This window comes from Variovorax sp. NFACC27 (genome assembly GCF_048301545.1).
Lineage (GTDB): Bacteria > Pseudomonadota > Gammaproteobacteria > Burkholderiales > Burkholderiaceae_C > Variovorax > Variovorax gossypii.
In genome coordinates this window covers 7,346,302-7,370,721 of the sequence record NZ_CP157613.1, presented here as the reverse complement: position 1 = coordinate 7,370,721, position 24,420 = coordinate 7,346,302, and the positions used below count along the sequence as shown (strand labels likewise).

General features: G+C 68.1%; 26 protein-coding genes and 1 riboswitch. Of the genes, 14 read left to right on the top strand and 12 right to left on the bottom strand.

The features are described from left to right. Positions 1-41: 41 nt before the first annotated feature. From ABL840_RS34550 to ABL840_RS34535, 4 genes are all read right to left on the bottom strand, one after another. Complete coding sequence (locus tag ABL840_RS34550) at positions 42-962, bottom strand: alpha/beta fold hydrolase (protein WP_093304616.1); 921 nt, start codon at positions 960-962, stop codon at positions 42-44. Between the two features lie 35 nt (positions 963-997). Next, complete coding sequence (gene phaP, locus ABL840_RS34545; RefSeq protein WP_093205828.1) at positions 998-1,498, bottom strand: TIGR01841 family phasin; 501 nt, start codon at positions 1,496-1,498, stop codon at positions 998-1,000. Positions 1,499-1,658: 160 nt separating this feature from the next. Next, positions 1,659-2,306, bottom strand: coding sequence for a hypothetical protein (locus tag ABL840_RS34540; protein ID WP_093304614.1), 648 nt, complete (start codon positions 2,304-2,306; stop codon positions 1,659-1,661). 144 nt (positions 2,307-2,450) lie between these two features. Continuing rightward, positions 2,451-4,526, bottom strand: a complete 2,076-nt coding sequence (locus ABL840_RS34535) for a hypothetical protein (RefSeq protein ID WP_143042963.1) — start codon at positions 4,524-4,526, stop codon at positions 2,451-2,453. Between the two features lie 176 nt (positions 4,527-4,702). After that, positions 4,703-4,773: riboswitch (S-adenosyl-L-homocysteine riboswitch) on the top strand. 67 nt (positions 4,774-4,840) lie between these two features. Here ABL840_RS34535 and ahcY point away from each other — a divergent pair. The 4 genes from ahcY (at position 4,841) to ABL840_RS34515 (ending at position 8,607) form a co-directional block, all read left to right on the top strand. After that, a complete protein-coding gene (gene ahcY, locus ABL840_RS34530) occupies positions 4,841-6,280 on the top strand; it encodes an adenosylhomocysteinase (RefSeq protein ID WP_093205822.1) in 1,440 nt (479 codons plus the stop codon). Between the two features lie 29 nt (positions 6,281-6,309). Beyond that, positions 6,310-7,095 carry a TlyA family RNA methyltransferase gene (locus tag ABL840_RS34525; protein WP_093304610.1) on the top strand — a complete coding sequence of 262 codons (786 nt, stop codon included), beginning with the start codon at positions 6,310-6,312 and terminating at the stop codon, positions 7,093-7,095. Positions 7,096-7,105: 10 nt separating this feature from the next. After that, positions 7,106-7,930: a methylenetetrahydrofolate reductase [NAD(P)H] gene (gene metF, locus ABL840_RS34520; RefSeq protein WP_093304608.1), complete on the top strand. Its 825-nt coding sequence runs from the start codon at positions 7,106-7,108 to the stop codon at positions 7,928-7,930. Positions 7,931-7,992: 62 nt separating this feature from the next. Further along, positions 7,993-8,607, top strand: a complete 615-nt coding sequence (locus ABL840_RS34515; RefSeq protein ID WP_093205816.1) for a septal ring lytic transglycosylase RlpA family protein — start codon at positions 7,993-7,995, stop codon at positions 8,605-8,607. 32 nt (positions 8,608-8,639) lie between these two features. Here the strand turns inward: ABL840_RS34515 and ABL840_RS34510 are convergent, their stop codons facing one another. Further along, on the bottom strand, positions 8,640-9,593 hold the full coding sequence (locus ABL840_RS34510; RefSeq protein WP_093304606.1) for a 23S rRNA (adenine(2030)-N(6))-methyltransferase RlmJ: 954 nt from the start codon (positions 9,591-9,593) through the stop codon (positions 8,640-8,642). A 157-nt stretch (positions 9,594-9,750) separates the two neighbouring features. Between ABL840_RS34510 and ABL840_RS34505 the strand changes: the two genes are divergently transcribed. The 6 genes from ABL840_RS34505 to mdtD all read left to right on the top strand — a co-directional run bounded on the left by ABL840_RS34505 (position 9,751) and on the right by mdtD (position 14,711). Then, a complete protein-coding gene (locus ABL840_RS34505) occupies positions 9,751-10,362 on the top strand; it encodes a hypothetical protein (RefSeq protein WP_176947544.1) in 612 nt (203 codons plus the stop codon). Beyond that, positions 10,359-11,633, top strand: a complete 1,275-nt coding sequence (locus ABL840_RS34500; protein ID WP_093304604.1) for a S1C family serine protease — start codon at positions 10,359-10,361, stop codon at positions 11,631-11,633. Before ABL840_RS34505 ends, ABL840_RS34500 begins: the two co-directional genes overlap by 4 nt. 174 nt (positions 11,634-11,807) lie before the next feature. Continuing rightward, entirely contained in the window at positions 11,808-12,239 is a 432-nt protein-coding gene (gene rplM / locus ABL840_RS34495) for a 50S ribosomal protein L13 (RefSeq protein ID WP_093205810.1), read from the top strand. 12 nt (positions 12,240-12,251) lie between these two features. After that, complete coding sequence (gene rpsI / locus ABL840_RS34490; protein ID WP_093205808.1) at positions 12,252-12,644, top strand: 30S ribosomal protein S9; 393 nt, start codon at positions 12,252-12,254, stop codon at positions 12,642-12,644. Between the two features lie 183 nt (positions 12,645-12,827). Beyond that, the gene (erpA, locus tag ABL840_RS34485) at positions 12,828-13,193 is read left to right on the top strand and encodes an iron-sulfur cluster insertion protein ErpA (RefSeq protein WP_007827949.1); all 366 of its coding nucleotides are present in this window, start codon (positions 12,828-12,830) and stop codon (positions 13,191-13,193) included. 90 nt (positions 13,194-13,283) lie between these two features. Next, positions 13,284-14,711 carry a multidrug transporter subunit MdtD gene (gene mdtD / locus ABL840_RS34480; RefSeq protein WP_093205806.1) on the top strand — a complete coding sequence of 476 codons (1,428 nt, stop codon included), beginning with the start codon at positions 13,284-13,286 and terminating at the stop codon, positions 14,709-14,711. A gap of 1 nt (position 14,712) precedes the next feature. On the opposite strand, the gene ABL840_RS34475 is transcribed toward mdtD, so the two are convergent. Then, positions 14,713-15,837: an anhydro-N-acetylmuramic acid kinase gene (locus tag ABL840_RS34475; RefSeq protein ID WP_093304602.1), complete on the bottom strand. Its 1,125-nt coding sequence runs from the start codon at positions 15,835-15,837 to the stop codon at positions 14,713-14,715. Between the two features lie 37 nt (positions 15,838-15,874). Then, positions 15,875-17,221, bottom strand: a complete 1,347-nt coding sequence (locus ABL840_RS34470; protein ID WP_093304600.1) for a M23 family metallopeptidase — start codon at positions 17,219-17,221, stop codon at positions 15,875-15,877. 185 nt (positions 17,222-17,406) lie between these two features. Between ABL840_RS34470 and tyrS the strand changes: the two genes are divergently transcribed. After that, entirely contained in the window at positions 17,407-18,615 is a 1,209-nt protein-coding gene (tyrS, locus tag ABL840_RS34465) for a tyrosine--tRNA ligase (RefSeq protein ID WP_093205800.1), read from the top strand. A 35-nt stretch (positions 18,616-18,650) separates the two neighbouring features. Here tyrS and ABL840_RS34460 read toward each other — a convergent pair whose 3' ends face one another. Together ABL840_RS34460 and ABL840_RS34455 are read right to left on the bottom strand one after the other, a co-directional pair. Continuing rightward, a complete protein-coding gene (locus tag ABL840_RS34460; protein WP_093304756.1) occupies positions 18,651-19,283 on the bottom strand; it encodes an OmpA family protein in 633 nt (210 codons plus the stop codon). Between the two features lie 11 nt (positions 19,284-19,294). Further along, positions 19,295-19,831 carry a FecR family protein gene (locus tag ABL840_RS34455; RefSeq protein ID WP_093304598.1) on the bottom strand — a complete coding sequence of 179 codons (537 nt, stop codon included), beginning with the start codon at positions 19,829-19,831 and terminating at the stop codon, positions 19,295-19,297. Between the two features lie 152 nt (positions 19,832-19,983). On the opposite strand from ABL840_RS34455, the gene ABL840_RS34450 reads away from it, so the two are divergent. Both ABL840_RS34450 and dtd read left to right on the top strand, forming a co-directional pair. Beyond that, positions 19,984-20,901: a cation diffusion facilitator family transporter gene (locus ABL840_RS34450; protein WP_093304596.1), complete on the top strand. Its 918-nt coding sequence runs from the start codon at positions 19,984-19,986 to the stop codon at positions 20,899-20,901. Further along, entirely contained in the window at positions 20,898-21,341 is a 444-nt protein-coding gene (dtd, locus tag ABL840_RS34445) for a D-aminoacyl-tRNA deacylase (protein WP_093205794.1), read from the top strand. The genes ABL840_RS34450 and dtd overlap by 4 nt, the downstream gene beginning before the upstream one ends. A 19-nt stretch (positions 21,342-21,360) precedes the next feature. On the opposite strand, the gene ybeY is transcribed toward dtd, so the two are convergent. Both ybeY and ABL840_RS34435 read right to left on the bottom strand, forming a co-directional pair. Then, the gene (gene ybeY / locus ABL840_RS34440) at positions 21,361-21,828 is read right to left on the bottom strand and encodes an rRNA maturation RNase YbeY (protein ID WP_093304594.1); all 468 of its coding nucleotides are present in this window, start codon (positions 21,826-21,828) and stop codon (positions 21,361-21,363) included. A 1-nt stretch (position 21,829) separates the two neighbouring features. Further along, entirely contained in the window at positions 21,830-22,786 is a 957-nt protein-coding gene (locus tag ABL840_RS34435; protein ID WP_176947543.1) for a PhoH family protein, read from the bottom strand. Between the two features lie 20 nt (positions 22,787-22,806). On the opposite strand from ABL840_RS34435, the gene ruvA reads away from it, so the two are divergent. Next, complete coding sequence (ruvA, locus tag ABL840_RS34430; RefSeq protein WP_093205790.1) at positions 22,807-23,379, top strand: Holliday junction branch migration protein RuvA; 573 nt, start codon at positions 22,807-22,809, stop codon at positions 23,377-23,379. A 22-nt stretch (positions 23,380-23,401) separates the two neighbouring features. Here the strand turns inward: ruvA and ABL840_RS34425 are convergent, their stop codons facing one another. Beyond that, positions 23,402-24,397 carry a Bug family tripartite tricarboxylate transporter substrate binding protein gene (locus tag ABL840_RS34425; protein ID WP_093304592.1) on the bottom strand — a complete coding sequence of 332 codons (996 nt, stop codon included), beginning with the start codon at positions 24,395-24,397 and terminating at the stop codon, positions 23,402-23,404. Between the last annotated feature and the right edge of the window lie 23 nt (positions 24,398-24,420).

Below are 24,420 nucleotides of genomic sequence, written 5' to 3'. Positions count from 1 at the left end.
CCCTTCTTGTCTGTCGCCTTGTTCCGTTCGTGCCTGCTGTCTCAGCTGCCCGCGTGCCGCGCCGTGTGCGCCGCGATGGCGTCGACGATCTGCGGCCACATCGGGATCGGCAGCGCGTGCCCCATGCCCGGGATGCGCAGCAGCTGCGCGCCCGGAATCGCATCGGCCACGTCCACGCCGCAGGCCACCGGCACCAGCGGATCGTCGTCGCCGTGGATCACCAGCGTCGGCACGCGCACTTCGCGCAGCGCGGGCTTGCGGTTGCCCGAGGCCAGAATGGCGGCGAGCTGCCGCGCCACGCCGGCCGGGTTGAGTCCGCGCAGAAAGACGAGCTGCGCCTTCTCGGCATCGCGCGCCTCGTCCAGCGGAAAGCTCGCCGGGCCGCGCAATATGCGCCACACCTTGGCGTGGTGCGCCTGGTAGGCATCGAAGGTGGTCGGCGCGGGCGAGAAGAGCACGGCCATCGCCTCGGGCGTCGGCGGCGGCAGGCCCGGCGCGCCGGTGCTCGACATGATGCTGGTGAACGACAGCATCCGCCGCGCGTGGTGGATGCACATCTCCTGCCCGATCGCGCCGCCCATCGAGGCGCCCACGACGTGGGCCCGCTCGATGCCCAGCGCGTCGAGCAGCCCGACGCAGTCGGCCGCCATGTCGCGCAGGTTGTAGGGCGTCCGCAGCGGCTGGCCGGCCATCGCCTGCACCATCAGCGCCTGGATGTCGGGCACGCCCAGCAGCGTGAGGTGCGTCGAGTGGCCGATGTCGCGGTTGTCGAAGCGGATCACGCGGTGCCCGCCGGCCTCGGCGAGCCGGGCGCAGAAGGCGTCGTCCCACGCCACCATCTGCGCGCCGAGGCCCATGACCAGGAGCAGCGGCGAGCCGGCCGGGTCGCCGAAGCTGTCCCAGGCCAGCTCGATGTCGTTGGCGCGCGAGCGCCGCTCCACGCGCGGCGCGACCGTGGTCATGCTTGCGGCTCCGGCTTGTTCCTGCCTGCGGGCTCTTACTTGCGCTGCAGCAGCTTCGTCACTTCGTCCACGTTGGCCTGGATGCGCTGGCGCACCACGTCGAAGGCGTCGGCCTGCGACTTGGCCGCGAGATTGGCCAGCTCCTTGATGTCGTCGATCGCGCGCTGGAACGACTGGCGGCCGAGCTCGTCGAGCTTGGCGAGGTTTTCCTTCGGGTCCTTGCCGGGCATTTCCTTGGCGGCGGCCTGCCACTCGGAAATGGCGCTCTTGATCATCTCTGTCTGCCGCGCCACGACGGTCTGCAGGCCCTGGTAGGACTTCTCGTTGGCCTGCATCAGCGCCGCCAGGTCCTTGCGGCCGCTCTCCAGCAGCTTGCCGGCGCCGCCGGTCAGGTTGAGGTTCTGCAGCCTGTCGGCCATGCCTTTCAGCGGATTGAGCATGTCCGCGGCGTTCGGTGCCGCCTTCTTCGCGCTGGAGGTGCTGCTGCTACTGCTGGCGGTGGTCTTCTTCGCGGCGGCTTTCTTGGCAGTGGCCATGGTGCGGAATCTCCTGTGACGTTGGACGTATGGATGGCGAGGACCAAGCCTGACGGCAAAAATCCCTCGCCACGATACGCCGCGCCGGAGCGCCGCAACGACAAAATTGCCTGCGGGATTTCCCTTGGATGCCCGCCGGGCCTCCCGCTCGCGGCCTCGCCTACATCGGCGGCGCGAAGCCGTTGCGCCCGGCCGTCACGCGCAGCGCCGTGGGCGTGCCGTTCTTCTCCTGCGCGTTGACCAGCACGCGGGCGCCGGGCACCAGCAGCGCATCGGTACCGGGACGGAAGGTGACCACCGGCACGTCGGGTGGCACGACGACGGTCTTCTCGCCGCCCTTGTAGGTCAGGTGCAGCTGCTGGCCGCCGCGCACCGACTTCGGCGCCGCGGCCAGGTCGGCGACGGTGGCGTTGGTCATGGTGCTCTGCGGCAGCAGGTCCCAGGGGCGATGGCCCTCGCCGGTGCCGCGCGCCGCCTCGGGAAAAACCACCACTTCGAGCGCCTTCTGCGTGCCGTCGGCCTGCGGCATGGCGGCGGTGCCGATGAAGCTGCCGCGCTTGATGTCGGAGAGCTTGATCGGATAGACCTCGGAGACGGCCAGGTCGGCAGGGCGGGCGAGCGAGACGACCTCGCCGCCGCGGTCCTGCACCACGAGGGTGCTGGCATCGACGCGAACGAGGGTGCCGCGGATGCGGACGGTTTCGGCGCTCTGGGCCGAGGCGACAGTCGGCAGGGCGGCTGTCAGGCAAAGGGCGGCAACGGCGGCGAGCAGGTGAGCCCTGGACGCGCTGGACGAAGGAATCGGCATGGTGGCTTTCGGGACGATGGGGCTGGCCAATGTACGTCCCGGCGGCGAAACGTGCAGGCGGCCGTCTTAGGCCTGAATGAGCAAGAAAAAAGGCCGCATGCCCCGCGACGCGGCATGCGGCCTTCCGGGCGGGCGCCCGCGGCTTCAGTCGATCAGGTCGATCTCCATCGCGCCGGCCGTGGCCGGGTTGCGCGAGCCGACCATCGCGAAGAGCTTGCTGCTCTGGCTGGCGAAGTGGTAGGCCGGGCCGGCGAAGGTGGCAGCGCGCATGTTGACGGGACCGTTCGTGCCCATGGTGCCCAGGCTCGCGCTGAGCGTGGCGCTGGTGCCGTCGGGCAGCGTCTGCGTGCGCGCGTAGCTGGAGGCGTCGACGGCCGTGCTGCCCCAGCTGCCGCTGGTGGCGCCGCCGCGCGCCGTGACGGTGGGCCATGTCGCGCGCTCCGGCAGGCCGATGCGGAACACAGACCTCGTGGGCGTGGACGGCACGATGCCGGCCGAGAGGTAGATGTTCTCGCTGCCGACGCGCGCGATCGCGAAGCTGCCGTTGTCCGACGGATTGGCCACGTTCACGATGCGCCAGGTGTCCACGGTCGTGCCGGCCGATACGGTGTAGGTCAGCACGGAGGCCGCGGGGCAGGTGTCGATGCGGTAGACCACGTTGTCGTTGCACAGGTAGAGCACCGTACCGCCGCTGGCGATCTGGATCTGCGTGATCGACGAGTCGCCGGCGGTGGCCGTCAGGTTGATGCCCAGGCGGTTGTAGGTGCCGTCGAGCGCACTCTGCGTCTTCACCAGCGCGCGCGATGCCACGAAGGGCCGCACGGCATAGCTCTCCGGCGTGACCTGCGCGACCGCGAACGGGAACGAGCCGACCACCGTGTCCGTCGCGAAGCGGAAGCGCGCCGTGTTCGCCGTGCTCGTGATGCGGCTGCTCGCGAAGACGAAGCTGCCGGCCTCAGCCGTGTCCTCGGCGAAGCTGCCCGAGGCGACGGTGCCGGCGCCGTCGGTCATCTCGTAGCGCTTGCTGTCGAGGTTCAGGGCCAGCGTCTGCCGCGAGCCGTTGGTGGCGTAGACCTTGTAGCGGCCGTTGCGTGCATCGGGTGCGGCGCCGGTGTCGATCAGGTTGAGCTGGATGTAGCCCTGCGTGGCGGTGTTGCTGCGCGCGCCGACCAGTACCGAAAGCTCGCCGCCCTGCATCGCGAAGTATTTGCTCGCGCCGCTCATGTTGACGCCGCGGATGCCCAGGGGCTGGTTCGCGTAGGCGGTGCTGTCCACCGGCATCGTCAGCGTTCCGTAGGTGTCGTCCGTGCCGGTGGAGGTGCGCACCGAGCTTGCGGTGTCGATCAGGTTCGTGCCCCAGCTGCCCGTGGTCGACGAGCCGATGCCGCGCGTGGTCGGCCAGCTCGAAGACTCGGGCAGGGCGATGCGCATGAACTGCTGGGCCGGCGAGACGCTGACGCCCCCGCCGAGGTACACGTTCTGGCCGCCGATGCGCGCAACGCGGAAGTTGGCGACGTCGCTGCTGTTGGCAACGTTGGTGGCGACCCAGGCGTCGTCGGTGCCGGCCGTGACCGCGTAGGTGCGCTTCGAGGCGGCGGGGCAGAGGTCGATCTTGTAGATGATCGCGTCGTTGCAGAACTCCAGCACCGTGCCGCTGCCCGACAGGCGCATCGAGAGGATCGACGAGTCCTGCGCGCCGCCGGGGCTGCGCGTGACGCTGAAGCGGTTGTAGGTGCCGTCCAGCAGTGCCGCGGTGGTGACGAAATCGCGCGCTGCCACGAAGGGCTGCGCGGCGTACGCTGCGGGGCTCGAGTACGCGGTCTGGAACGGGAACGCGCCGACGAGGGCGTCGCTCGTCACCCGGAAGCGCGAGGTGTTGGCCGCGGTGGTGATGCGGCTGCTGGCGAACACGTAGGTGCCCGGCTCGGTGAAGTCCTCGGCGAAGGTGCCGGACTCGGGCACGCCGAGGTTGTCCGTCATCGTGTAGCTGCCGGCGTCGAAGTCGACCGAGAGCTGCTGCTGCGTGCCGTTGGCCGCGTAGACGCGGTAGCTGCCGTTGCGCACGTCGGGCGTGGCCAGGGTCTTGGTGGCCTGGGCTTCCGGCTTGGAGCTGCCGCCTGCCGACAGCGACAGGCCGCCGGAGCTGCCGCCGCCTCCTCCTCCGCAGGCCGCCAGCAGGGCGGCCATGCTCAGGCTTGCGAGATACCTTGTCATCCTCATGTGTTGTTCCCTCTTGTTTTCAGAACGGGCCCTGCAGCGAGCCGGCTGGCTCCTGAACCTGGCCCGGGGGAAATCGTAACCAGAGGTCAATGCAACGCCGAGGCTGGCGGATGTCAGCCGATGCCCGGCCGAATCCCGCAGCATTGGCGCGGACGGCCGCGGCGACTACAATCCGCCCCTCCGAGGAGCGTTGCAGCGCCGTCAGGCGTGAGGCTCGGACCACATATAGCAACGACGCTCACCCGCTGTTCTTGCGGTGAGCCTTTTTCCCCGTATCCGGCGGCATCTTTCAAACCAGTTTTGTTGGAGTTCCCATGAGCGCTGTTCTCAAGCCCACCCCCGTTTCGACCGCCGACCAGGCGATCGCCGACCTGTCCCTCGCCGCCTGGGGCCGCAAGGAAATCAGGATCGCCGAAACCGAGATGCCCGGCCTGATGGCCATCCGCGAGGAGTTCTCGAAGTCGCAGCCGCTGAAGGGCGCGCGCATCACCGGCTCGCTGCACATGACGATCCAGACGGCCGTGCTGATCGAGACGCTGCAGGCGCTGGGCGCGCAAGTGCGCTGGGCATCGTGCAACATCTTCTCGACGCAGGACCACGCCGCCGCAGCCATCGCCGCCGCCGGCACGCCGGTGTTCGCGATCAAGGGCGAGTCGCTGAAGGACTACTGGGACTACACCCACGCCATCTTCGACTTCGGTCCCAAGGACTCGAAGGGCGAAGGCCCGAACATGATCCTGGACGACGGCGGCGACGCCACGCTGCTGATGCACCTGGGCCAGCGCGCCGAGAAGGACCAGAGCGTGCTCGCGAACCCGACCAGCGAGGAAGAGCGCATCCTCTACGCCGCCATCAAGGCCAAGCTGGCTGTCGACGGCACCTGGTACACCCGCAAGTCGGCCGAGATCATCGGCGTGACCGAAGAAACCACCACCGGCGTGCACCGCCTGAACGAGATGTCCGCCAAGGGCACGCTGCTGTTCCGCGCGATCAACGTGAACGACTCGGTCACCAAGAGCAAGTTCGACAACCTGTACGGCTGCCGCGAGTCGCTGGTGGACGGCATCAAGCGCGCGACCGACGTGATGATCGCCGGCAAGGTGGCGCTGGTGGCCGGCTACGGCGACGTGGGCAAGGGCTCGGCGCAGGCACTGCGCGCGCTGTCGGCGCAGGTGTGGGTGACCGAGATCGACCCGATCAACGCGCTGCAGGCCGCCATGGAAGGCTACAAGGTCGTGACGATGGAATACGCCGCCGACAAGGCCGACATCTTCGTGACCACCACCGGCAATCGCGACGTGATCCGCCACGAGCACATGGCCGCCATGAAGGACCAGGCCATCGTCTGCAACATCGGCCACTTCGACAACGAGATCGACGTCGCTTCGATCGAGAAGTACGAGTGGGAAGAGATCAAGCCGCAGGTCGACCACATCAAGTTCCCCGACGGCAAGAAGATCATCCTGCTGGCCAAGGGCCGCCTCGTGAACCTGGGCTGCGGCACGGGCCACCCGAGCTTCGTGATGTCGTCGTCGTTCGCGAACCAGACCATCGCCCAGATCGAGCTGTTCACCAAGCCCGACGCCTACCAGGCCGGCAAGGTCTACGTGCTGCCCAAGCACCTCGACGAGAAGGTCGCGCGCCTGCACCTGAAGAAGGTCGGCGCCATGCTCACCGAGCTGACCGACACCCAGGCCGCCTACATCGGCGTGGACAAGAACGGTCCGTACAAGCCGGACACCTACCGCTACTGAGCGGGCAGGCAGGCGACAGGCAGCAGCGCGTGCGCGCCGATCAGTTGCTGGTGGAGCGCGGCCTGGCCGCGTCGCGTTCGCAGGCGGTGCGGCTCATTGCCGGCGGCCTGCGCTGGCGCGACGCGGGCACCAGTGACGCGTGGCGTTCCGTCGTCAAGAACAAGGACGACGTGCCCGAATCCGCCGAACTCGAACTTGTCGATGCGGCGGAGGCCCGGTACGTCTCGCGCGGCGGGCTCAAGCTCGAAGGCGCGCTGGCGGCGAGCGGCATCGACCCGGCCGGCAGACTGTGCCTCGACGTGGGCCAGTCGACCGGCGGCTTCACCGACTGCCTGCTGCAGCGCGGCGCGGCGAAGGTGGTGGGCGTCGACGTCGGCCACGGGCAGCTGCATGCGCGGCTGCGCGAGGACGAACGCGTCGTCGCCATCGAGGGCGTCAATGCGCGCGCGCTGTCGGCCGATGACCTGGGCGAAGAGGGTGATGAAAGTGACCCACGCTTCGACCTGATCGTGGGCGACCTGTCGTTCATCTCGCTCACGCTGGTGCTGCCGGCGGTCGTCGGATTCATCGCGGACGACGGGCACCTGCTGATGCTGGTCAAGCCGCAGTTCGAGCTGCAGCCCGGCCAGGTCGGCAAGGGCGGCATCGTGCGCGACGAGTCGCTGTATGCGGTGGTCGAGAAGCGCCTGCGCGATGCCTGCGAGGCGCTCGGCCTGCGGGTGCTGCAATGGTTCGACAGCCCGATCGCCGGGGGCGACGGCAACCGCGAGTTTTTCATTCACGCCGTTCGCGCTGTTCACGCGAACGGTTCCTAAGGAGACGCAGGTGCGCCTTCCGTTGAGTTTCGAATTCTTCCCGACCAAGACGCCCGAAGGCGCGGTCAAGCTGCGCGCGGTGCGCCAGCAGCTGTATGCGCGCAAGCCGCAGTTCTGCTCGGTCACGTACGGCGCGGGCGGCTCCACGCACCAGGGCACCTTCGGTGCGGTGCAGGAGATCCTGTCCGAGGGCGTGGACGCCGCGAGCCACTTCTCGTGCATCGGCGCCACGCGCGCCACGGTGCGCGAGCAGCTCGCCGAGCTGAAGGCCATGGGCGTCAAGCGCCTCGTGGCCCTGCGCGGCGACCTGCCCAGCGGCTACGGCATCGGCGGCGAGTTCCAGTACGCGAGCGATCTGGTCGCCTTCATCCGCGAGGAGACGGGGCGCGACTTCCACATCGAGGTGGCCTGCTACCCCGAGATCCACCCACAGGCCCGTTCGCCCGAGGCCGACCTGCAGGCCTTCGCCGCCAAGGTGAAGGCGGGCGCCGATTCGGCGATCACGCAGTACTTCTTCAGCCCAGAGGCCTACTTCCGCTTCGTCGACGACGTGCGCAAGCTGGGGCTCGACACGCCGATCGTGCCGGGCATCATGCCGATCACGAGCTCGACGCAGCTCATGCGCTTCTCGGACGCCTGCGGCGCCGAGATCCCGCGCTGGATCCGCCTGCGGCTGCAGAGCTTCGGCGACGACACGGCATCGATCAAGGCCTTCGGCCTCGACGTGGTCACCGACCTGTGCGCGCGCCTGCAGGAAGGCGGCGCACCGGCGCTGCACTTCTACACGATGAACCAGTCGGCGGCCACGCTGGCTGTGCTGGAGCGCCTCGATTGAGAGGGCGCGCGGGGCTTCGGGCGGCGCTCGTCGCGGCGACTTGCGTTCTCGCGGGATGCGCGATGCCGCCTGCGACCGACGCCGAGGGCAACGCGAAATTGCTGCCCCTGCCTCGCGCCATCGCGGTGCCCCCGGGCGCGGCCGCGCGCTCCAGCGTGCCGGCGGTGCGCTATGACCTCGCCGTCTCCGGCACCGGCGAGCAGGCCCCGGACGACGGCGTGCCCGACGACGGGCCGCGCGAGATCTTCGAGCGCGGCGGAGCCTCCTGGTACGGCATCCAGTTCCATCAGCGCAAGACCGCCAGCGGCGAGCGCTTCGACATGACCGCCATGACGGCGGCGCACAAGACCCTTCCCTTCAACACGCGCGTGTGCGTTCGCAGCCTCGTCAACGGCAGCGAGGTGCTGGTGCGCATCAACGACCGCGGCCCCTACGCGGCGGGCCGTGTGATCGACCTGAGCCGCGCGGCGGCCGACCGGATCGGCCTCACGGGGCTGGGCATCAAGCAGGTGGCGCTGACGGTGATCGACCGCGACGGCATGCGCTGCGGCGGCCTGCAGGTCGAGGCCAGCGATGCGGCGGCACCGGCGGCCTCGAGCGAGCCGCAGCAGCAACGCGCGCGTACGCCGGCTCCGGCGCGGCGCAAGGCGGCTGTGCCGCCCCGTCGCCGCAAGTAAGCAGGCAAGCAGATGCGGGGAGGGCGGCTTGCTCAGCCGTCCGAATCGAGCGAGAACGCGGCGTTGCGGTCCTGGCCCAGGCGCTGCACCAGTTGCGGCAGCGCGGCCGCCAGCAGCGGCTTCAGCGTGTACGGCGGATTGATCAGGAACATGCCGCTGGCCGGCAGCCCCGGCCGATGGGTCTCGCCCGAGGCGGCGTCCTTGGTGATCTTGCTGGACTTGACCGTCAGCGTGGCATGCAGCCACGACTTGCCGGCCTTGGTCGCCATGGTCTTGAGCCGGCGCGGCAGGTCGTGCGCCTCGGGGCGCGGAATGATCGGATACCAGACCGCGTAGGTGCCGGTGGCGAAGCGCTTGAGCGCCTCGGCCATGAAGTCGAGCACGCGGCCGTAGTCGGTCTTCATCTCGTAGCTGGGGTCCATCAACACCAGCGCGCGGCGCGACGGCGGCGGCAGGAACTTGGTGGCGCTGCCGAAGCCGTCCTCGCGCAGGACGGTGATCTGGCGGCCAGCCTCGAGCTGGGCGATGTTGGCGTCCAGCGTGCGTGCGTCGGTGGGGTGCAGCTCGAACAGCTTGAGCTTGTCGTGGTCGCGCAGCAGGTGCTGCACGATGAACGGCGAGCCGGGATAGACGCGGGCGCCGCCCTTGGGGTTGAAGTCCTGGACCACGCTCAGGTAGCGGGCGATGGCGTCGGCCAACGGGGCCTCAGCTTCGGGCGCTACCTTTTTGGTAGCGGATTTCGCCGTGGGGGCAGGGGTGGCGGGATCTTTCTTGTCCGAAAGAAGGCGCAGGATGCCGTCGGCCGCCTCGCCGCTGGTGCCGGCGTAGTCGCCGTCGAGCCGGTAGAGGCCGGCGCCGGCATGGGTGTCTACGACCGTCAGGGCTGCTTCTTTTTCAAGCAGGTGGTCGAGCGTGGCAATCAGCACCGTGTGCTTGAGCACGTCGGCGTGGTTGCCGGCATGGAAGGCGTGGCGGTAACTGAACATGAGAAATAGTGCCTGAAGAATGAGAGTTGGAACGCTAGACTTTCGCGCCGCAACATCGGTTTACAAAAAGAGGGTGCAGATGCGAGGAGTCGGATGGCGATTTTGGGGCCTGTGCGCAGGCGCGGGTGTTCTGTCTATTCTGACGGGCTGTGCATCGGTGACGCATGGCACCACGCAGAACGTGAAGATCGAGACGATGACGACCACGGGCAAGGTGGTGGACGGCGCGAAGTGCCTGGTCACCAACGATCGCAACGACGTGGTCATGCGCTCCGGCGACACCGTGCCGGTCCGGCGCTCGGGCGCCAATCTCAACATCGAATGCAGCCAGCCTGGCTTCGCGCCGGCCAATGGACAGGCGGTGTCGCGAGCCAACGTGGGCATGGCGGGCAACATCCTGATCGGCGGCATGATCGGCGCCGTGGTCGACGCTAGCACGGCGGCGGGCTACAACTATCCGAGCTGGATCCAGCTGATTTTCGGGGAGGTGCGAAGCATCGACCGTAGCGCGCAGACGGGCGAAGGGCCGACGGCCGGTGTCCGGATCGGGACGACCGAGATGGTTGCAGCGCAGCCGGTGGTGCCGCCGAAGGCCGTGGCGGTGAAGCCGCCTGAGGAGCCGGCGCCTGTCAAGGTGGTCGCGCCTGCCGCACCCGTGGCTCCGTCGCCGAGCCAGGCCCTGGCGCCCCCTCCACCTTCGTCGCAATCCAGGCCCGAAACGCGCGTTTCGATGGACGACCTGAACGGCTTGCTGCCGGGCAAGCCATGAGCGGTCTGCGGATGAGAGCTTGGCCGCTGCGTGCGGCATCCGCGTTCCTGGGCCTGGCCCTGGCGGTGGGCACGGCCGCTGCGCTGGAGCCGGACGCGCTGTTCAACAAGGTATCGGGCAGCGTCTGGTCGGTTCGTACCTTCGACGCCCAGGAGCGCCCCCTGCGCGCCGGCAGCGCGGTGGTGATCGCGCCCGGCCGCCTCGTGACCAACTGCCACGTGCTGGCCAAGGCGAGCAGCTTCGTCGTCAAGCAGGACAACGTCACCTTCGGGGCGACTCTGGAGTTTCCGGACCCGGCGCGCGACCTGTGCCAGATCAAGGTGGCCAATTTCACGGCGCCTCCGGTCGTGCTGGCGCCTGCGGGCAGCGCGCGCGTGGGGCAACGGGTGTATGCCATCGGCAACCCGCGCGGGCTGGAAAACACCCTCAGCGAGGGGCTGCTGTCGGGCCTGCGCGGCGGCGGTGGCGGCGAGTCGGAAGCGCGGCTGCTGCAGACCACCGCGGCGATCTCGCCCGGTTCGAGCGGCGGCGGGCTGTTCGACAGCGAGGGGCGCCTGCTCGGCATCACCAGCTTTGCCGCTCGCGATGGCGGCAGCCTCAATTTCGCGATGCCGGTCGAGTTCCTGGCGGAGCTGCCGATGCGGGCCAAGGCGATGCTGGAGGCCCGAGCCCGTGAGCCCGGCGGGTCGTCGGAGCGGCGGGTGCCCGGAGTCGAAGTGCCGCTGAACGAGCCTCTGCGGCCTGGGGACGCCCTTGAATACGTGCGGATTGACAAGTTGACGGGTAACCGGTCGCCGGTGGTCTATCGGTTGGACAAGGTCAACGGCGATGAGCTGTCGTTCAACATGGGAGGGCGCATCGAGAAGGCCGGCGGGGAAGTCGTGTCCGTCACATCACCGGCTGGCGGCATGTTCGACACTTCGTCGCCTCCTGGGGGATGGGCCCGGAAGGGCATGCAGCCCGGCATGCGCTGGCATCTCGACTACATCGCTGCAAGCGGAGACAGGCTGCGGCACGAACTGGACGTGACGGTCGGTGGAGAGCGCCCGTTCCGGGTGGGAGGCGTGGAGCTCAATGTGCTGCGCATCGGTTACGAGGGGTGGATCTATGCCTCCTACGGGACCGGCGCTTCTCTCGTCGGCACGCGCTTCGTTGGCTCGGCCCTCTATAGCCCCGAACTTGGCCGGATCGTTCGGTTCGAGGGCGAACATCGGCGCGGCAACTCCAGCGCGACGAATGAGGCCCTGGAGCTTGTCCGCATCCAGCGCTGAAAACGGTCCGAGGTCCGGAAATTGGCCATTTGGCCGTTTCTTCATATAATCGCGGGCTTCGCAGCGTTTTTGTGGCCCCGCGGCGAAGACTTCAAACCCACCTAAGAGATTCCCGCCAGAGGAACGCCGACCGTGGAAAAGGGCCCGCCAAACCCTCTTTTCAAGAGAAAACTCATGACCAAAACGTTCAGCGCCAAGCCCGCTGACGTGACGCACGAGTGGTTTGTGATTGACGCGACCGACAAGGTCCTCGGACGAGTAGCCAGCGAAGTTGCTCTCCGTTTGCGCGGCAAACACAAGGCCATTTACACGCCTCACGTCGATACCGGTGACTTCATCGTCATCATCAACGCATCGCAACTGCGCGTCACCGGCGCCAAGTCCATCGACAAGGTGTACTACCGTCATTCGGGCTACCCGGGCGGCATCACGGCGACCAACTTCCGCGACATGCAGAACAAGCACCCGGGCCGCGCCCTGGAAAAGGCTGTCAAGGGCATGCTGCCCAAGGGCCCGCTCGGTTATGCAATGATCAAGAAACTCAAGGTGTACGGTGGCGCTGAGCACCCGCATACCGCCCAACAGCCCAAAGTGCTGGAACTGTAAGGAGCCTTGAGAATGATTGGTGAATGGAACAATGGCACCGGCCGTCGCAAATCCAGCGTCGCCCGCGTGTTTCTGAAAAAGGGCTCGGGCAAGATCACGGTCAACGGCAAGGACATTCAAGAGTTCTTCGGCCGCGAAACCTCGATCATGATCGCGAAGCAACCCCTCGCGCTGACCAACAACCTCGAAACCTTCGACGTGATGGTCAACGTGCACGGCGGTGGCGAATCGGGTCAAGCCGGCGCTACGCGCCACGGCATCACCCGTGCGCTGATCGACTACGACGCAGCACTGAAGTCGGTGCTGAGCCAGGCTGGCTACGTCACGCGCGATGCACGTGAAGTCGAGCGTAAGAAGGTCGGTCTGCACTCCGCCCGTCGTCGCAAGCAGTTCAGCAAGCGCTGATCCGCTTGTTGCGAGCAAGAAGCCGCCTTCGGGCGGCTTTTTCATTGGAACGCCCTTGGCGGTGGGCGCTCCGACCCCACTTGCAATGGGGTGCGCGCCTGTACCGGCCTGCCGAGATTGCGTCATTGCAGTAGGATTCGTTTCATTGGCCGCACATCCGGCCCCCCAAGGAGTTATCAGTCCATGAGCGCCGTAGCCGAAAACATCCAGACCCAGATGCCCGAGCCGATCGTCTTCACCGACAGCGCGGCAGCCAAGGTGGCCGACCTGATCGCCGAAGAAGGCAACCCCGACCTCAAGCTGCGCGTGTTCGTGCAGGGCGGTGGCTGCTCCGGCTTCCAGTACGGTTTCACCTTCGACGAAATCACCAACGAAGACGACACCACCATGACCAAGAACGGTGTGTCGCTGTTGATCGACGCCATGAGCTACCAGTACCTGGTCGGCGCCGAGATCGACTACAAGGAAGACCTGCAGGGCGCCCAGTTCGTGATCAAGAACCCGAACGCCACCAGCACCTGCGGTTGCGGATCGAGCTTCTCGGCCTGATCTCCCGCCGAATGCTGCTCACCCAGCCCCTCTGAAAAAGCCGCCTCCGGGCGGCTTTTTCGTTCCCGCCGTTTTCCCTGCCCTGCCCCCATGACATCCGAGGCCGAAGCCGCCGCCGCCAATCCCGTCCGCAAGAGCCTGCTGTGGCTGGTCGCCGTCGGCTTCTTCATGCAGACGCTCGACGCCACCATCATCAACACGGCCCTGCCGGCGATGGCCGCGAGCCTCGGCGAGAGCCCGCTGCGCATGCAGTCGGTGGTGGTGGCCTATGCGCTGACCATGGCGATGCTGATCCCCGCCTCGGGCTGGATCGCCGACCGCTTCGGCACGCGCCGCGTCTTCTTCTCGGCCATCGTGCTGTTCGCGCTGGGCTCGGTGCTGTGCGCGCTGTCGCACAGCCTGGGCCAGCTGGTGGCGGCGCGCGTGGTGCAGGGGCTCGGCGGGGCGCTGCTGCTGCCCGTGGGGCGGCTGTCGCTGCTGCGCACGGTGCCGCGCGGGGAGTTCCTCCAGGCGATGAGCTTCGTGGCCATTCCGGGGCTCATAGGCCCCCTGCTGGGCCCCACGCTGGGCGGATGGCTGGTGCAGTACGCCTCCTGGCACTGGATCTTCCTGATCAACGTGCCCGTGGGGCTGGCCGGCTGCATCGCCACGCTCAGGTACATGCCCGACCTGCGCGGCGTGGTGCTCAAGCGCTTCGACAGCGTGGGCTACGCCCTGCTGGCCTTCGGCATGGTGGCGATCTCGCTTGCGCTGGACGGCGTGGGCCTGCGCCAGGGCGGCGTGATGGTCGTGCTGATCTTCGGCTTCGCCAGCATCGTCGCCTACTGGTTGCGCGCCGCGCGCACGCCCGAGCCGCTTTTCTCGCCGTCGCTCTTCCATGTGCCGACACTCAGCATCGGCCTGATCGGCAACCTGTTCTCCCGGCTGGGCAGCAGTTGCATGCCGTTCCTGGTGCCGTTGCTGCTGCAGGTGTCGATGGGCTACTCGCCGGTGCATGCCGGGCTGATGATGTTGCCGATCGCGCTGGCCGGCATGGCCATGAAGCGCTTCGCCACGCCGCTGATCACCCGCCATGGCTATCGCAGGGTGCTGGTGGTCAACACCATCCTCGTGGGCTGCACCATGGCGAGCTTCGGGCTCACGGCGCCTGGCCAGCCGATGGCGCTGCACCTGCTGCAGCTGCTGGCCTTCGGCGCGGTCAATTCGTTGCAGTTCACAGCCATGAACACCATCACGCTGAAGGACCTGGACGGCAGCATGGCCAGCAGCGGCAACAGCCTGCTGTCGATGGTGCAGATGCTGGCCATGAGCATGGGCGTGGCCGCCGCGGGCGCCGTGCTGGCAGGCTACAACGGCATCTTCGGCACGGATACGCCGGCACACACGCTGGACGCCTTCCAGGCCACCTTTGCGAGCATGGGGCTCATCACGGTGGCTTCTGCTCTGATCTTCTGGCATCTGCCATCAGAGGTGCGCGCGCCGCACCCGGCGCAGCCGGAGGTTTCCGGCCAGGGCTGATTCAGGCCGGGTAGATCGCGCCGAGCACGCGTTCTCCGCGCGCACCGGTCACGCTGGCGAGATTGCCCGCCTCGCGACGGACGCTGGCGCGGGCAAGCCAGGCGAATGCCGCCGCCTCGACTTGCTGGGGCGGCAGGCCGTGATCGGTCGAGGCTGCGACCGTCACTCCGGGCAGCAGGGCGCGCAACCGGTCGAGCAGGTGGTCGTTCAGGGCGCCGCCGCCGCAGACGATCAGCAGCTTGCTATCTTTTCCATAGCTCTTGAGGTCCGCCGCGCAGGCCTGAGCGGTCAGCTCGGCCAGGGTCGCCTGAACGTCCTCCGGCGCCATGGCCGTCGTGCCGAGCTGCGCAGCCAGCCAGGCCGGATTGAACAGGTCGCGTCCGGTGCTTTTGGGCGGCGTCCGCGCGAAGTACGGATCCGCCAGAAGCTGCGCGAGCAGGCCGGGCAGCACCTGCCCACTGGCTGCCCATTGGCCGCCGCAGTCGAAGGGTTGGCCCTGGTGGGCCTGGCACCAGTGGTCCATCAGCGCATTGCCGGGGCCGCAGTCGAAGCCGAGCACGGAGGTATCGCCGGCCGTGTTCGTGGCCGGCAGCAGGCTCAGGTTGGAGATGCCGCCGATGTTCAGCACCGCGACCGTCTCGTCGGGTCGCGCGAACAAGGCCCTGTGGAAGGCTGGCACCAGCGGTGCGCCCTGGCCGCCGGCCGCGAGGTCGCGGCTGCGGAAATCCGCGACCACGTCGATGCCGGTCAGCTCGGCCAGCAGCGAGGGATTGTTGATCTGGAGTGTGTAGCCGACCTCGTCGAACTCGAGCGGCCGGTGGCGCACGGTCTGGCCGTGCGCGCCGATGGCGGTGACGGCGCGGGCGTCGGTGCCGCTGTCCGCCAGCAGTTGCTGGACCACGCCGGCATAGGCCCGAGCGAGCCCGTTGCCGGCAAGGGCTGCCCTGTGCAGTTCGTTGTCGCCGGGGGTGTTGAGTGCGAGCAGTTCCGCGCGCAGTGCCACGGGGAAAGCGGCCGTGGCGTAGGAGCGCACCGCGATGCGGCCGCCCGAGAAGTCGGCGAGTACGCCGTCGACGCCGTCGAGCGAGGTGCCCGACATCAGGCCGATGAAGAGCTCGGCCGCCATGGCTGGATCGGTGGGAGGCCGCGCGGCGACGACGGAATCAGTCGGCGCTGGCCTGGATGACGGAGAAGGCCGCAGCCAGTTCGGTGCGCGCGCCAACGGCCACGCGTTCGAAGGCCGGACGCATGGCGGCGGTGATCGGTGCGCCGCCTTCCTGTGCGATGGAGGCCGGATCTTGATAGACGCCGCCAACGCGGAATTCGAAGTGCAAGTGCGGGCCGGTGGCCCAGCCGGTGGAGCCCACCGCGCCGACCGTCTGGCCCTGGCTCACGACCTGGCCGGCCTTGACGTCGATGCGGCTCAGGTGCGCGTACGCCGTCTGCTGGTTGTTGCGGTGGTTGATGATGACGATGTTGCCGTAGCCGTTCTGCGTGCCGGCGAAATCGACCGTGCCGTCGCCGACCGAGCGCACCGAGGTGCCCGTGGGCGCTGCGTAGTCGATGCCGTTGTGCTGGCGCCAGCTGTTCAGGATCGGATGCATGCGCATCGCGAAGCCGCTGGACACGCGCGAGAACTCGACCGGCGTCGCCAGGTAGGCCTTGCGCAGGCTGTCGCCGTTCGGGCGGTAGTAGCTGCCCTTCTGGCCCGCGCCCGGGGGCTGGAACCAGACGGCCTGGTGGATCTTGCCGTTGTTCTCGAACTCGGCCGACAGCACGCGGCCGCTGCGCAGCGCCTGCCCGTCGGCTTCGAAGGTCTCGTACACCACGGCGAAGCGGTCGCCCTTGCGCAGGTTCCGCACGTCGACGTCGCCCGCGAAGATGTCGGCCAGCTGGCTCGCCACCGCGTCGGGAATGCGCGAGTCGTCGGTGGCGGCGAACAGCGAGGTGCGGATGGTGCCGCTCGCCAGGCGCGTGCCCGGGGTGAGCGAATCGCGCTCGGTCACGCCGGCGAAACCGGTGGGCGTGCGCTCGATGACAAAGCGCTTGAAGCCGCCGTCGCCGTCGGGAATCCAGCGGGCGCTGAGCCTCTTGAGCTGGTTTTCCTGCGTGGCCTCGGCCGTCACGGTGCGGCCGGCGCGAGAGAAGAGTGCATTGCGGGCCTCGACGCTGCCGCGCACGAAGGCGGTGGCGGCCGGGTCGGAGATGCCCAGGCGCTTCATCAGCGCGTCGGCGGTGTCGCTGGAGCGGGTGACGTCGGTGCGGAAGAGGGTGAAGCTGAAGTTCTCGAGCGATTCGCTCTGGTCGGCGAACGAGACGGGCGCCGTGGCTTCGAGGATCTGGTGGACCGGGAGGTCGGATGCGTCGGGGCCGAGGGAGGCCACCGCGAGGGTGCCGGCGCTCAGCAAGGCGGCCGCGATGATCGCGGTGATCTGCCTGGGGTACGTCCGGAATGTATAGGCCACGCGAGAAGCGAGTAGCTCCTCGGCGGCAAGAATGCCGTTGATCAAACTATGAATTCCAGCTCAGGTTCTGCAGGTCCGTGCTGCAAGGCCCAGTCACGTTCAGGGCGGCAGGAGACGGTGCGGAAAGAAGCGCCGCTTAGAATTCGGCGCTTGAAAAGTCGGGCTGAGTATAGCTTCGGCACCCCAAAAATCAGCCAAAAAAGCCCGTAAAGGCCGAATCTGTTACATCCATGAGCCTCTCGAATAGTGTAGGACGCGCGCTCGAAATCTCCCTCCGGGGCGCCGACGAGCTGCTGCCGCAGGACGAATGGGTGCGCAAGCTCCAGCGCTCCGAAGCGACCGGAACCCCCCTGCGGATCAAGCTGGGCCTGGACCCGACCGCGCCGGACATCCACGTCGGCCACACCGTGGTGCTCAACAAGATGCGCCAGCTTCAGGACCTGGGCCACCGGGTGATCTTCCTGATCGGCGACTTCACCACCACCATCGGCGACCCCTCCGGCCGCAACAGCACCCGCCCGCCGCTCACCCGCGAGCAGATCGAGGCGAACGCCCAGACCTACTACAAGCAGGCCAGCCTGGTGCTGGACCCCGAGAAGACCGAGATCCGCTACAACTCCGAATGGAGCGACCCCCTGGGCGCTCGCGGCATGATCCAGCTCGCCGCCAAGTACACGGTGGCCCGGATGATGGAACGCGACGACTTCAACAAGCGCTTCAAGGCCGGCCAGTCGATCTCGGTCCACGAATTCCTCTACCCGCTGATGCAGGGCTACGACTCGGTCGCACTCAAGAGCGACCTGGAACTGGGCGGCACCGACCAGAAGTTCAACCTGCTCGTCGGTCGCCATCTCCAGCAGGAATATGGCCAGGAGCCGCAGTGCATACTCACTATGCCGCTGTTGGAGGGCCTCGACGGCGTCGAGAAGATGTCGAAGAGCAAGAACAACTACATCGGCATCAGCGAAGACGCCAACACCATGTTCGCCAAGGTGCTGTCGATCTCCGACGACCTGATGTGGCGCTGGTACACGCTGCTGAGCTTCCAGTCGCTCGAGCAGATCGCGGCGCTGAAGGCCGAGGTCGAGGGCGGCCGCAACCCGAAGGACGCCAAGGTCGCGCTGGCCAAGGAAATTACGGCGCGCTTCCACAGCGCGGCGGCAGCGGACGCGGCCGAGCAGGATTTCATCAACCGCAGCAAGGGCGGCGTGCCCGACGAGATCCCGGAAGTGTCGCTGTCGGGCGCCCCGCTGGGCATAGCTCAGGTGCTCAAGCAGGCGAACCTCGCGCCCTCGACCTCGGAAGGCAACCGCCTGATCGACGGTGGCGGCGTGCGGATCGACTCCGCCGTGGTCAGCGACAAGGCGCTGAAGCTGCCCGCGGGCAGCTACGTGGTGCAGGTCGGCAAGCGCAAGTTCGCGCGCGTGACCCTGAGCTGAGCCCGGGGGCTCGGCTCGTTACCTGTTAGACCCGATCAGCGGACCTCGATGGTGACGCGCCGGTTGCGCGGCTCGTCCACCTCGTCGGCGGTCGGGATCGCCAGGTCGCGCTCGCCGCGGCCCACGGCCTCGATGCGGTTCGCCGGGAACTGGCGCTCGACGAAGAGTTGGGCCACTTCCTGCGCCCGGCGGCGCGACAGTTCGTCGTTCTGCTCGCCGTTGCCCTTGGTGTCGGTGTGGCCGGTGACCACGATGTCGCCGCCGCTGCGCGCCAGCGCCGCGGCCAGCGCCTCGGTCATGATCTGCTGCGACGCCGGTGTCAGCGTGGTGCCGCCGAGCTCGAAGTACACCGTGTAGCGCTGCGGCGGGGGCGGGCGCATGTCGAAGAGCGCCTTGTTCTCCGCCTGCACCTTGGCCGGATCGACGCTGTCGACCACCGGCGCGCCCTTGGCGCCGACCGCGGCCGTGGCGCGCTGGTAGGGCGTGGAAAGCACTTCCTCGCCGTCCTTGGCGCGCACCACCACCGCGGAGGGCTTGCCGTCGGCCTGCGGCAGGAGCACCACCCGCGTGCCGGGCGTCGAGCACGCGGCCAGCAGCGCCGCGGCCAGCGTGGCCGCGAAAAGGGAGGCGAGGCGGGAGGCGAGGCGGGAGGATCGGAGTTTCGGCATCTGCATCTTCGTCATGGCTGGCCGTCGGCTTGCACGATGAAGTCGGTACCGCGGATGCCGATGGTGGCAGTCTGCGTCTCGACCCGGACCGCGTCGGGGTTGGTCTTGCCGATCAGGCCGGTGATCATGCGCATCGAGCCGCGCAGCAGCGAAAGAAGCATGCCGCCGTCGCGCGTGGTGCCGTCGAAGTGGAATTCCTTGAGATCGAGCCGGGAAGAGGGGCCGACCACCAGCGTCGTGTCGTCGCGCAGCACCACGGAGGCCGAGGAGTCGGGGCCGGTCACGATGCGATCGACTGCGCCCAGCGCGTCGCCCGGGTTGGCGGTGCGGGCGGCGCCGGCGCCGTTGAGCAGCTGCACGCTGCCGCGCACGGATTTCACGAAGCCGGCCTGGAGATCGGGTTTCGCGACTGGTGCGGCCGGTGCGGCTGCTGTTGCTGCGGGCGTGGGCGCCACAGCGGGAGCTGCCGGCGGCGTCTGCGTCTGGGTCTGTGCCAGCGCGGCTCCCGCGATGGCGAGGCTGCCCAGGGCAGTCAGGAGATTTTTCATCGTCTGGCTCTCTGCGAAGAACTGTTGCGCAATGGTCGCAAATATTAATGCGAAGGCGTTACATATGGACACGAGGCCGATAATTCAGGCAGTTTCTGCGGCCTTTTACCGCTTTTCGCGTTGCTTCCTGCCCCTTTCCTGATGGCTTTTGCATGATGTTTACCCCTAAGACGCTGCTTCGCGTGTCGATCGGCGTGGCATTGATCACGATCGTGCTCAAGGGCCTGGCCGGCTACATGACGAACTCCATGGGCCTGATCTCGGACGCCATGGAGTCCTTCGTGAACCTGGCGAGTGCCATGTTCGCGCTCGCCATGGTGACCATCGCCGAGCGGCCCGCCGACGAAGACCACCCCTACGGCCACCACAAGGCCGAGTACTTCTCCTCGGGCTTCGAAGGCGTCCTGATCGTCGGCGCGGCCATTGCCATCCTCTGGGTCTCGGTGCAGCGCCTGCTGTCTCCCCAGCCGCTGGAGCAGCTGGGCTGGGGCCTGGCGCTGTCGGTGCTCAGCTCGGGCTTCAACGCCGGCCTGGCCTTCCTGCTGTTCCGCGCGGCGCGGGCCCACCGCTCCATCGCGCTGGAGGCCGACGGCCGCCACCTGATGGCCGACGTCTGGACTTCCGCCGCAGTGCTGGCCGGCATCCTCGGCGTGCTGCTCACAGGCTGGTTGTGGCTCGATCCGCTGCTGGCCATCGGCGTCGCGCTGAACATCGCGCGCGAGGGCGTCAAGCTGGTGTGGCGCTCGTCGCAGGGGCTGATGGACAAGGCCCTCGACCCCGAAACCATCGCCGTCGTGCGCGCCACGCTGGAGGCCTTCGCCGCCCGCGTGCCCGACGGCGCCCGGCTGCGCTTCGACGACATGGCCACGCGCGGTGCCGGCCAGCGCCGCTTCGCCGACCTGCACATGCACGTGCCCGGCGAATGGACCCTGCAGCACGCCGCCAGCATGCGCGACGAACTCGAGCAGGCGCTGATGGACGCCGTGCCCGGCCTGCGCGTCACCATCCAGCTCCTGCCCCTCACCATGGAAGCCCGCGCCACCCAGGCCGGCGAACATCACCCCCTATGAAAGCTGTTCTGCAACGCGTCGCGAATGCACGCGTCGACATTTCCGGCCGCACCGTCGGCGCCATCGACGCGGGCCTGCTCGTGCTGCTTTGCGCCGAGCGCGGCGACGTCGACGCGCTCGCCGACCGCATGCTCGCCAAGATCCTCAAGCTGCGCATCTTTGCCGACGAGGCCGGCAAGATGAACCGCAGCGTGCAGGACATCGGCGGCGGCCTGCTCGTGGTGAGCCAGTTCACGCTGGCGGCCGACGCGAGCGCGGGCAACCGCCCCAGCTTCACCCAGGCCGCGCCGCCCGACGAAGGACGGCGCCTCTACGAATACTTCGTGGCGCGGGCCCGCGCCGCGCATCCGGTGGTGGCCACCGGCGAATTCGGCGCCGACATGCAGGTGCACCTGCTGAACGACGGCCCCGTCACGATCCCGCTGCAGATGACGGCCTAGCGGCGGCCGGCTGCCCCGGCTACTTGCCGTACGGGCTGCGGATGCCCAGCCCCGCGAGGATCTCGATCTCGTACGCCTCCATCTCGTCGGCGTCGGCCTCGCTGGTCTCGTGGTCCCAGCCCTGCGCGTGCAGCGTGCCGTGCACCAGCAGGTGCGCGTAGTGGTCGGCCAGCGTCTTGCGGTTTTCCTTCGCCTCGCGCGCGACCACCGGCGCGCACAGCACCAGGTCGGCCATCACGACCGGGCCCTGCGCATAGTCGAAGGTCAGCACGTTGGTCGCATAGTCCTTGCCGCGGAACTCGCGGTTCAGGCGCTGGCCTTCCTCGGCATCGACGATGCGCACCGTGATCTCGCCGTCGATGTCGAGCGCATGGCGGATCCAGCGCGTCACGCTGTGGCGCGGCAGCGCGGCGCGATGGCGCTCCACGCCCTTGAAGCGGCCGAACTGCAGCGAGAGCGAAAGCGCCGGGAGCTTCGATGCGGCCATCTCAGTGGCTCCCCGCGCGCTTGCGATGGCCGTCGTAGGCATCGACGATCTTCGCCACCAGCGGGTGGCGCACCACGTCCGCGCTGGTGAAGTGCGTCATGGCGATGCCGTTCACCCGCTTGAGCACGCGCTCGGCGTCGATCAGGCCGCTGAGCTGGTTCTTCGGCAGGTCGATCTGGCTCACGTCGCCCGTCACCACCGCGCGCGCGCCGAAGCCGATGCGCGTGAGGAACATCTTCATCTGCTCCGGCGTGGTGTTCTGCGCCTCGTCGAGGATCACGAAGGCGTTGTTCAGCGTGCGCCCGCGCATGAAGGCCAGCGGCGCGATCTCCAGCGCGTTGCGCTCGAAGGCCTTCTGCACCTTCTCGAAGCCCATCAGGTCGTAGAGCGCGTCGTACAGCGGGCGCAGGTACGGGTCGACCTTCTGCGTCAGGTCGCCGGGCAGGAAGCCCAGCCGCTCGCCTGCTTCGACGGCCGGCCGCGTAAGCACGATGCGCTGCACGGCGGCGCGCTCCAGCGCATCGACCGCGCAGGCCACCGCGAGATACGTCTTGCCGGTACCGGCCGGGCCGATGCCGAAGGTGATGTCGTGCTTGGCGATGTTGTCCAGGTAGATCGCCTGCGTGGGCGTGCGCGGCCGCAGGTCGCCGCGGCGGGTGACGAGCATCGCCACGTCCTCGTCGCCGTCGATCATTCCGCCGTCGCCGGCCAGCGTGAGCTGCACCACCGCCGCGTCGATGGGCCGCTGCGCGATCTCGTAGAGCGCCTGCAGCACGTCCATCGCGCGCTGCGCGGCGGCCTTGTGCCCGTCGACCTTGAACTGCTCGTGGCGGTGCGCGATCTTCACGTCCAGCGCCTCCTCGATGCGGCGCAGATGGGCGTCCAGCGGGCCGCACAGGTGGCTGAGGCGCGAATTGTTCAGTGGGGTAAAGGTGTGTCGCAGAATCACGCCGGACATTTCAAGGAAAAAGGGCACCCATGATAGGCAAACTGACCGGCACCCTGGCTGAGCGCAATCCGCCGCAGGTGGTCGTGGACTGCAACGGCGTCGGCTACGAGGTCGACGTGCCGATGAGCACGTTCTACAACCTGCCGAACGTCGGCACCAAGGTTTCACTGCTCACGCACTTCGTCGTGCGCGAGGACGCGCAGATTCTCTACGGCTTCGGCACGGCCGAGGAGCGCGCGGCCTTCCGCCAGCTCATCAAGATCACCGGCGTGGGCCCGCGCACCGCGCTGGGCCTGCTCTCGGGCATGAGCGTGGGCGAGCTCTCGCAGGCGATCACCACGCAGGAGCTGGGCCGGCTCGTGAAGATTCCGGGCATCGGCAAGAAGACGGCCGAACGGCTGCTGCTGGAGCTCAAGGGCAAGCTCGGCGCCGACATCGGCCTGCCGGCGCACGCCGCCTCCGACGCGCAGGCCGACATCCTGCAGGCGCTGGTCGCGCTGGGCTACAGCGACAAGGAAGCCGCGCTCGCCCTCAAGGCGCTGCCCAAGGATGCGACGGTCAGCGAGGGCATCAAGATGGCGCTGAAGTCGCTGGCCAAGTAAGCCCGGGCCAGCGGGCGGCCGCTCACTCGAGCGTCAGCCCGATGTCCTTCACCAGCACGCTCCAGTCGTGCAGGTCCTTCTGCATCGTCGCGGCGAACTGCTCGGGCGTGTTCTGCGGCAGGTCGGTGAAGTTGAGTTCGCGCAGGCGCTGCACCACGGCCGGGTCCTTCAGCACCTGGTTCACGGCGATGTTGAGCTTCTTCACGATGGCCGGCGGCGTCTTCGCGGGCGCCAGCACGCCGTACCAGGAGTAGTTCGTGAAGGGGTAACCGGCCTCGGTCATCGTCGGCACATCGGGCAGCATCGGGATGCGCGATGGCCCGCTGTTGGCCAGCGCCTTCAGGCGCCCGGCGCGCACCAGCTCCACCGTCGAGGACATGTCCGCGAACGCCGCATCCACCTGGCCGCCCATCAGGTCCTGCACGCAGGGGCCGCTGCCCTTGTAGGGCACGTGCGTCATCGCCAGGCCGGCCTGCTTCTTGAGGCTTTCCATCGCGAGGTGGCCGCCCGAGCCGTTGCCCCACGAGCAGTAGTTGAGCTTGTCGGGGCGCGCCTTGGCATAGGCGACGAATTCCTTGAGCGTCTTCACTGGCAGGTCCTGCCGCACCAGCAGCAGGTTGCCGCCGCGCCCGATCTGCGCCACCGGCGCGAAGTCCTTCACCGGGTCGTAGGGCAGCTTCCTGTAGAGGCTGGGGTTCACCACCATCGCCGCGGCGTAGGTGAACAGCAGCTTGTAGCCGTCGGGCGTGGCGCGCGCCGCGAGTTCGGTGCCGAGGATGCCGTTGGCGCCGGGGCGGTTGTCGATGATGAAGGGCTGCTTCTGCTGCTTGGAGAGCGCGTCCGCGATCAGTCGCGAGATGGTGTCGGTGCCGCCCGCGGCTGCCGTGGGCACGATCAGCGTCACCGGCTTGTCGGGGTAGGCATCGGCGCCTTGCGCGTGGACGGCCGTCACCGCCCAGGCCGCGAGCGCGCTCAGCGCAAACGCACGCAGGTGGCGTCGAAGGAGTGTGGTTCTCATGTCTTGTCTCCTGATCTCTGTAT

Coding starts and splice junctions, on each gene's coding strand:
- ABL840_RS34475 (WP_093304602.1), bottom strand. CDS start 15,837: ATGGCGGCCGAGCTCTTCATCGGCCTGATGTCGGGCACCTCGCTCGAC.
- ABL840_RS34435 (WP_176947543.1), bottom strand. CDS start 22,786: ATGTCCGGCGTGATTCTGCGACACACCTTTACCCCACTGAACAATTCG.
- erpA (WP_007827949.1), top strand. CDS start 12,828: ATGAGCGCCGTAGCCGAAAACATCCAGACCCAGATGCCCGAGCCGATC.
- ybeY (WP_093304594.1), bottom strand. CDS start 21,828: ATGGCCGCATCGAAGCTCCCGGCGCTTTCGCTCTCGCTGCAGTTCGGC.
- ABL840_RS34535 (WP_143042963.1), bottom strand. CDS start 4,526: ATGAGGATGACAAGGTATCTCGCAAGCCTGAGCATGGCCGCCCTGCTG.
- mdtD (WP_093205806.1), top strand. CDS start 13,284: ATGACATCCGAGGCCGAAGCCGCCGCCGCCAATCCCGTCCGCAAGAGC.
- ABL840_RS34455 (WP_093304598.1), bottom strand. CDS start 19,831: ATGAAAAATCTCCTGACTGCCCTGGGCAGCCTCGCCATCGCGGGAGCC.
- phaP (WP_093205828.1), bottom strand. CDS start 1,498: ATGGCCACTGCCAAGAAAGCCGCCGCGAAGAAGACCACCGCCAGCAGT.
- ABL840_RS34425 (WP_093304592.1), bottom strand. CDS start 24,397: ATGAGAACCACACTCCTTCGACGCCACCTGCGTGCGTTTGCGCTGAGC.
- ahcY (WP_093205822.1), top strand. CDS start 4,841: ATGAGCGCTGTTCTCAAGCCCACCCCCGTTTCGACCGCCGACCAGGCG.
- ABL840_RS34510 (WP_093304606.1), bottom strand. CDS start 9,593: ATGTTCAGTTACCGCCACGCCTTCCATGCCGGCAACCACGCCGACGTG.
- ABL840_RS34500 (WP_093304604.1), top strand. CDS start 10,359: ATGAGCGGTCTGCGGATGAGAGCTTGGCCGCTGCGTGCGGCATCCGCG.
- ABL840_RS34540 (WP_093304614.1), bottom strand. CDS start 2,306: ATGCCGATTCCTTCGTCCAGCGCGTCCAGGGCTCACCTGCTCGCCGCC.
- tyrS (WP_093205800.1), top strand. CDS start 17,407: ATGAGCCTCTCGAATAGTGTAGGACGCGCGCTCGAAATCTCCCTCCGG.
- dtd (WP_093205794.1), top strand. CDS start 20,898: ATGAAAGCTGTTCTGCAACGCGTCGCGAATGCACGCGTCGACATTTCC.
- rplM (WP_093205810.1), top strand. CDS start 11,808: ATGACCAAAACGTTCAGCGCCAAGCCCGCTGACGTGACGCACGAGTGG.
- rpsI (WP_093205808.1), top strand. CDS start 12,252: ATGATTGGTGAATGGAACAATGGCACCGGCCGTCGCAAATCCAGCGTC.
- ABL840_RS34450 (WP_093304596.1), top strand. CDS start 19,984: ATGATGTTTACCCCTAAGACGCTGCTTCGCGTGTCGATCGGCGTGGCA.
- ruvA (WP_093205790.1), top strand. CDS start 22,807: ATGATAGGCAAACTGACCGGCACCCTGGCTGAGCGCAATCCGCCGCAG.
- ABL840_RS34515 (WP_093205816.1), top strand. CDS start 7,993: ATGCCGCCTGCGACCGACGCCGAGGGCAACGCGAAATTGCTGCCCCTG.
- ABL840_RS34550 (WP_093304616.1), bottom strand. CDS start 962: ATGACCACGGTCGCGCCGCGCGTGGAGCGGCGCTCGCGCGCCAACGAC.
- ABL840_RS34460 (WP_093304756.1), bottom strand. CDS start 19,283: ATGCCGAAACTCCGATCCTCCCGCCTCGCCTCCCGCCTCGCCTCCCTT.